General features: G+C 71.4%; 6 protein-coding genes. 2 read left to right on the forward strand and 4 right to left on the reverse strand.

All coding sequences use genetic code 11. The features are described 5' to 3' along the window. Positions 1-25 precede the first annotated feature (25 nt). Together ACNFOC_RS24045 and ACNFOC_RS24050 are read right to left on the reverse strand one after the other, a co-directional pair. The gene (locus ACNFOC_RS24045; protein ID WP_416961172.1) at positions 26-1,447 is read right to left on the reverse strand and encodes an FGGY family carbohydrate kinase; all 1,422 of its coding nucleotides are present in this window, start codon (positions 1,445-1,447) and stop codon (positions 26-28) included. A 261-nt stretch (positions 1,448-1,708) separates the two neighbouring features. Continuing rightward, the gene (locus ACNFOC_RS24050; RefSeq protein WP_416961173.1) at positions 1,709-2,749 is read right to left on the reverse strand and encodes a 2-hydroxyacid dehydrogenase; all 1,041 of its coding nucleotides are present in this window, start codon (positions 2,747-2,749) and stop codon (positions 1,709-1,711) included. A 71-nt stretch (positions 2,750-2,820) separates the two neighbouring features. Between ACNFOC_RS24050 and ACNFOC_RS24055 the strand changes: the two genes are divergently transcribed. Continuing rightward, positions 2,821-4,266 (forward strand): FGGY-family carbohydrate kinase, encoded by a 1,446-nt coding sequence (locus ACNFOC_RS24055; protein ID WP_416961174.1) that lies wholly within the window; start codon positions 2,821-2,823, stop codon positions 4,264-4,266. Next, the gene (locus ACNFOC_RS24060) at positions 4,263-4,880 is read left to right on the forward strand and encodes a histidine phosphatase family protein (RefSeq protein WP_416961175.1); all 618 of its coding nucleotides are present in this window, start codon (positions 4,263-4,265) and stop codon (positions 4,878-4,880) included. The genes ACNFOC_RS24055 and ACNFOC_RS24060 overlap by 4 nt, the downstream gene beginning before the upstream one ends. 117 nt (positions 4,881-4,997) lie before the next feature. On the opposite strand, the gene ACNFOC_RS24065 is transcribed toward ACNFOC_RS24060, so the two are convergent. Together ACNFOC_RS24065 and ACNFOC_RS24070 are read right to left on the reverse strand one after the other, a co-directional pair. Continuing rightward, positions 4,998-5,633 (reverse strand): superoxide dismutase, encoded by a 636-nt coding sequence (locus ACNFOC_RS24065; protein ID WP_416961176.1) that lies wholly within the window; start codon positions 5,631-5,633, stop codon positions 4,998-5,000. Positions 5,634-5,731: 98 nt separating this feature from the next. Then, positions 5,732-6,622, reverse strand: coding sequence for a TauD/TfdA dioxygenase family protein (locus ACNFOC_RS24070; RefSeq protein WP_416961177.1), 891 nt, complete (start codon positions 6,620-6,622; stop codon positions 5,732-5,734). Positions 6,623-6,673: the final 51 nt, after the last annotated feature.

The following is a 6,673-nucleotide window of genomic DNA, read 5'->3' on the forward strand; positions in this document are numbered from 1 at the left end:
GAATCGCGGGCGCCCGCCCCCGAAATCAACGGCTCCGGTCGCGTGCCGCCGCCAGCCGCGCCAGATGGTCCTCGAACCCCTTGGCGTAGAACGCGGCCCGCCCCGCGTCCGGCTCGACCACCTCCGTCGGCCGCGTCCAGGCCCCCACGTCCAGCGGAACCCCGTACCGCTCGGCCGCCGCGAGCACCGCGCCCCGCGCGCCCACCTCACCCTCGACGACCCGCAACGGCCGCCCCAGCACATCCGCGAGCAGCCGCATCCAGGCCGGGCTGCGCGTCCCCCCGCCGCACACGGCCAGCGACCCCGTGAGGCCCGCCGCCTCCAGACAGTGCCGGGCCGCGTAACCGATGCCCTCGCAGGTCGCGCGGATCAGGTCGGCGGGCGTCGACTCCAGGGAGACACCGGTGAGTTCGGCGCGCAGCCGGGGCTCGACGAAGGGCGCGCGCTCGCCGGACGGCGCGAAATACGGCAGCACCCGCACCCCGTTCGCCCCGGCCGGGGTCGCCGCGAGCAGCGCGTCCACCTCCTCGTGCCGGACACCCGTCGTCGACAGCACCCAGTCCAGGGCCGCCGTACCGACCATCGCCGGCATCGCCCGCAACCAGTGCCCCGGCCGGTCGAGGGAGATGTACAGCCCGGCCGGTTCACCGCTCAGATCAAGCTCGGTCGTCGCGACGAGACTGGCGAGACACGTCCCCACGATGAGCAGCCCGTCGCCCGGTTCCGTCACCCCCGCGCCGAGCGCGCAGGCGGGCAGGTCGTACGGCCCGTTCGCGATCCGGGTCCCCGCCGGCAGCCCCTCCCCACGCGTCTGGGCCGTGGCGACCGGATCGGAGACCGGGGCCAGCAGCCGCCGTCGCCGGGTCAGCCCGAGAAGCTCGACGACACCGTTGTCGTACGACCGCGTCCTGGGGTCGAGGAACGGCATCGACGCGTCCGACACATCGGTGGTCGCCCGCGCCCCCGTCAGCCGCTGGAACACCATGTCCTTGCAGTACAGGGCGGTGGCGGCCGCGTCCAGCGAGGCGGGCTCGTGCGCCGCGAGCCACGCCAGCAACGGCCCCGGACACCCGGGGAACATCGCGCTCCCGGTCCGCCGGAACACCGTCTCGAACGTCCCGTCCGCGAGCCACCGGTCCAGCAGTTCGTGCGCCCGCCCGTCCATCCAGGACGCCGCCGCCCGCACCGGCCGCCCCTCCGCGTCCACCAGCCACACCCCGTCCCCCTGCCCGGTGAGCCCGGCGAGCTCGAACGGTCCGTCCGCTTCCGCGGTGAGTTCCTCCAGTACGGCGACGACCGCGCCGTAGACCTCGTCCATGTCCTGCTCGACGAACCCGCCCCGCATCGACAGCTCCACCGGGCGTGCGGCTACGGCGAGTTGACGCCCGGAGCCGTCGAAGGCGGCGGCCTTCACGGTGGACGTGCCTACATCGATTCCGACGTACATGGGGGAGGCCTCCTGGGGGTGGGGGGATCAGTTTTTGGGTGTTCACGGGGTATGAATGTGACGGAAGTGGGCCCGTGTTGATCAGGCACCCACGCGCGCACCTCTTTTGGTTCGGTCGCCTTCGGGGCGCTGGGAGCCGGTGTCGAGAGCCCCACCGTGCTCGGCGCTGCGCGCCTCCGCGCGCTGGGGCTCTCGACACCGGCGCGCCCCTACGGCTCCCTCTCGGCCGTCGGCGTGGGGACAGGCCAACTTGGTGGGCACTCAACCGAGTTGGTGGGACAGGCCTTCACCTCGGGCCCAGCGGCCCACCTCCGCCGCCGCTATTCGTGCCGCCTTCTCGGCCACGGCCCGGGAGGCACCCCCGAGGTGCGGGGTGAGGGTGACCCGGTCGGCGAAGCCGAACAGCCGTGCCCCGGTGGGCAACGGCTCGCGCGCATACGTGTCCAGGGCCGCCGCCGACACCTGCCCGCTCTCCAGCGCGTCGCACAACGCCTCCTCGTCCAGCAACGGACCCCGCGCCACGTTCACCACCACCGCGCCCGGCCGCAGCAGCGCCAGCTCGCGGGCGCCGATGAGACCACGTGTCTCCGAGGTCAACCGGGCGTGCAAGGTGATGACTTGGGAGCGGCGGAGGAGTTCGTCCAGCCCGCCGACCCGGAGTCCGTGGATCTCGCCGTGCACATACGGGTCGTACACCATCACGCGCGCCCCAAACGCGCAGAGCACCCGGGCCACCCGGCTGCCCACGGCCCCGTACCCGACGAGCCCGACCGGCAGATCCTCCAGCTCCAACCCGCTGTGCTCGTACGTGTAGTAGGCGGCGCCGGCCTCCCAACTCCCTTGCCCCGCGAGGAGTTCATGGGCCTGCGGGATGCGGCGCAGGGCCGCCAGCATCATGCCGACGGTGAACTCGGCGGTCGCGGCGGCGTTGCGGCCGGGCGCGAAGCACACCTGTACGTCGTGGGTCTTCGCCGCGTCCAGGTTGACGTTGACCGGCCCGCCCCGGCACACGACGACCAGCCGCAGATCCGGGCAGGCCTCCAGCACGCGCTCCGTGACGGGACCCATCTGGGTGACCAGCACCTGGGCGTCACTGTCCCGCAGGGCGCCGATCAACTCGTCCTCGGAGTCGCTGGCCTCCTCCACTTCGCTGACGGCCCCGAAGGGTTCCAGGGGCCATCCGAGCTCCAACTCTCTTACGGTGAAGGGGTGTTCGCGCAGTTCCTCGGCGATGGCCGCTGTGATCAGCGAAGGCAGTACGAAATGGTCACCGGCGGCGACGACACGCAGGGTCTCGGTCATCGTGGGGCTCCCTCCCTCTCCGCCACGATGAACGGGGAATGCCGAATGCGTAACCCCTGTGGGAGGTCCGGATGATGTTCGAGGACGACGCCGAAGCGTGGCTGGGGATCGACCTGGGCACGCAGAGCGTCCGCGCACTGCTGGTCACGGCCGACGGCACGGTCCTCGGCGCGGGCACCGCCCCGCTGACCAACCACCGGGACGGCGGCGTACGGCACGAACAGGACCCGGGGGAGTGGTGGGAGGCGGTGCGCGCGGCGTGCCGGACCGCCCTGGCGGGACGAGGGTCGTCAGGGGTACGGATCGGCGGGCTCGCGGTGTGCGGCACCTCCGGGACCGTCCTGCTGACGGACACCGAAGGGCGCCCGCTCACACGGGGGTTGATGTACGACGACGGGCGCGCGGTGGAGGAGGCGGCGCGGGTCGGGATGCAGACGAGCTGGGCGCTGCCGAAGGCGTTGTGGCTGCTGGACACCTATGGCCCCGGACGGGTGACTCACCAACCCGACGTGATCACCGCGCAGTTGACGGGCGGGACGGTCCCGACCGACTCCAGCCACGCCCTCAAGACGGGCTACGACGCGGAGCGCGAGGCCTGGCCGCCCCAACTGGCCCACCTGGGCGAGGTGTTGCCGGAGGTGGTCCGCCCCGGCACCCGGCTGGGCGAGGTCTGCCGCACCGCCGCCGAAGCGACCGGCATCCCCGCCGGTACCCCGGTCATCGCGGGCATGACGGACGGCTGCGCGGCCCAGATCGCGTCGGGGGCGTTGCGCCCCGGCGCCTGGAACTCGGTGCTGGGTACCACCCTGGTCCTCAAGGGCGCGTCCGCGAGCCCCGTCCGGGACGACGCCGGGGTTGTCTACAACCACCGCGCGCCGGACGGCAGTTGGCTGCCGGGCGGCGCGTCGAGTGTGGGCGCGGGAGCACTGCCGCCGACGGCGGACCCGGCGAAGATGGATGGTCGGGCTGCGGCCTACGAACCGTCAGGCGCCGTCACTTACCCCCTCGCCTCGTCCGGCGGCGAACGCTTCCCCTTCTTCGCCCCGGAGGCCACGGCGTTCACGCTGGGCACGCCGGCCTCGGAGGCGGACGGCTGGGCGGCGGTACTCCAGGGCGTGGCATTCACGGAGCGCCTGTGCCTGGACTACCTGCACCACCTCGGCGCCCCGATAGACGGCCCCCTCACCTTCACGGGCGGCGCGGCCCGCAGCGCGTACTGGAACCAGCTACGCACCGACATCCTCGGCCGCCCGGCCCGAGTACCGGAACAGATCGAACCGGCCCTGGGGATGGCGGTGTTGGCGGCGTACGGGACCGGAGCGGCGGCCTCACTCGTCGACGCGGCCGACCGCATGGTCCGTATCCGCACGGTCCTGGAACCCCGCGCGTCCCACACGGCCCGCTTCACCGAGCCGTACGCTCGCCTGGTGGACGAACTGGAGGCCAGAGGCTGGCTACCGACCCCGCTCGCGACCCACACCCGCACCCGCCTGAACCAGGACACGATCGACTCATGAGCACGACTCTCCTGCTGGCCCGCCACGGCCAGACCGTCTGGCACGCCGAGAACCGCTACGCAGGCATCAGCGACGTAGCCCTGACGGACACGGGGTTCGCGCAGGCGGAAGCCCTGGGGCACTGGGCGGCCGCGCATCCGGTGGACGCGATCTGGACGTCCCCCCTGTCCCGAGCCGTCCTCACGGCGGCCCCCGCGTGCCGGGCCCTGAACCTCACCCCCCACACCGAACCCGCCCTGCGCGAATGCGACTTCGGGGTGGTGGAGGGCCGTACGCTCGCGGAGTTCGGGACGGAGAACCCCGGGGCGGCGGAGGCCTTCCGCACCGACCCGGTGGCCCACGCCTTCCCCGAGTCCGAGGACCCACTGGCCGCCGCCGAACGAGGCAGCGCCGCCCTGCACCGCATCGCAGCCGCCCACCCCGGTCAACGCGTACTGATCGTGGCCCACAACACCCTGCTCCGACTGGTGCTGTGCCGGTCGCTGGGGATTCCGCTCAGTGAATACCGGCGGGTCTTCCCGGGACTGCGGAACGCGGCGGTGAGCGAACTCCGGGTGCAGGGGGAGACGGTGGCGCTGCTGTCGCTCAATGTGCCCTGCGGGGCGGAGAGTTGAACAGGAGGGCGGGCCCTCGCGAGTCACGTCCTCGCGGGGGCCCGCCTCTTCATCCGCCCGCCCGCGTGAAGGTTGAGAAGACGATCACGAGGCAGGACGCTTCATACGGTCTACGGGTCACGCGGGCAGGATCGTCTGCCGGGACTTCGCCGTCTCGTAACGCCGCGCCACGTCCTGCCAGTTGACGACCGCCCACATCGCGTCGATGAAGTCGACCTTCTGGTTCCGGTACTGGAGGTAGAAGGCGTGCTCCCAGGCGTCGAAGACGAGGAGGGGGGTCGAGCCCTGGCCGACGTTGCCCTGATGGTCGTAGACCTGCTCGACGATCAGGCGGCCGCTCAACGGTTCGTGGGCGAGTACGCCCCAGCCCGAACCCTGCGTCGTCGCGGCGGCCTTGGTGAGCTGGGCCTTGAAGCCGGCGAAGGAGCCGAAGGACTCGGTGATGGCGTCGGCGAGGCCGCCGACGCCATCGGCCGCGAGGGGCTCGCCGCCGCCGTCGCCCGTCATGTTGTGCCAGTAGATGCTGTGCAGGATGTGGCCGGAGAGGTGGAACGCCAGGTTCTTCTCCAGCCCGTTGACCGAACCCCACCGCTCCTTGTCGCGCGCCTCCGCCAACTGCTCCAGCGAGTCGTTGGCTCCCTTGACGTAGGCCGCGTGGTGCTTGTCGTGGTGCAGCTCGATGATCTTGGGGCTGATCACGGGGGCGAGCGCGGAGTAGTCGTAGGGCAGGTCGGGCAGCGTGTAGACGGGCATGACGGATCGATCCCCTCCGGACCTCTTAATGCACATGGCTTGCAACTACAACCTAGCAGCGAAAAGGCTCGGTGTGGCTCCCAAGGGGCTCGGCGTGGCTACTCCGCCACCGACGTGTAGTGCGACGCGTCCCCCTCGATCGAGTAGCTCTCCTTGCCCTCGATGCCGACCGGGATGTCGCCGGCGACGGTCACGCGGTTGAGGCGGCGGGGCTGGTCGTCGTAGTTGTCGATGGCGTAGTGCTGGGTGATGCGGTTGTCGAACAGGACGAGCTGGTTGGGGGACCAGCGCCAGCGCAGGATGTTCTCCGGGCGGGTGACGTACGTCTGGAGGAGGTCGAGGATCTTGCGGGACTCGCCCGCCGACAGGCCGACGATCCGCTGCGCGAACCCCCCGATGAACAGGCCGCGTTCACCGGTCAGCGGGTGGACGCGGACGACCGGGTGGACCGTACGGAACTTGATCGACGTGAACTGGGCGCGCTGGGCCGCCTTTTCGTCGTCGATCTCCTCCTCCGGTACGGCGTAGTCGTAGTCGTTGGTGTGCTCCGCCCACAGGGTGTCCGCGAGGACGCGCAGCGGTTCGGGCAGGTCGCGGTAGGCCGCCGCCGAACTGGCGATCAGGGTCTCGCCGCCGTACGGCGGGACCGTGATGCTGCGCAGGGTGCTGGCCTGGGGCGGGTTGAGGACGAAGGTCACGTCCGTGTGCCAGTGGTTGGCGCGGCCGCGCTCACTGTCGACGGGCAGCACGTTCGGGGCGCCGTCGACGGCGGACACGGTGGGGTGGGCGGTGGTGACGTCCCCGAAGTGGCGGGCGAATGCCTCCTGGCCCTCGTCGTCGAGGTGGACGTCGTCGAAGACCAGGGCCTTGTGGACGTTGAGGGCCTCACGGAGAGCTGTTGTCTGGTCTTCGTCCAGCGGCTTGTTGACGTCCACGCCCGACACACGGGCGCCGATGTTCGCGGTGACTTTCTGGATCTCGATGGACATGGTGAAGTCCTTTCAGACGAGGGCGGGCTGGGTGGTGGGTCGGGTGTACTG

Source organism: Streptomyces colwelliae (genome assembly GCF_048158785.1).
Classification (GTDB): Bacteria; Actinomycetota; Actinomycetes; order Streptomycetales; family Streptomycetaceae; genus Streptomyces.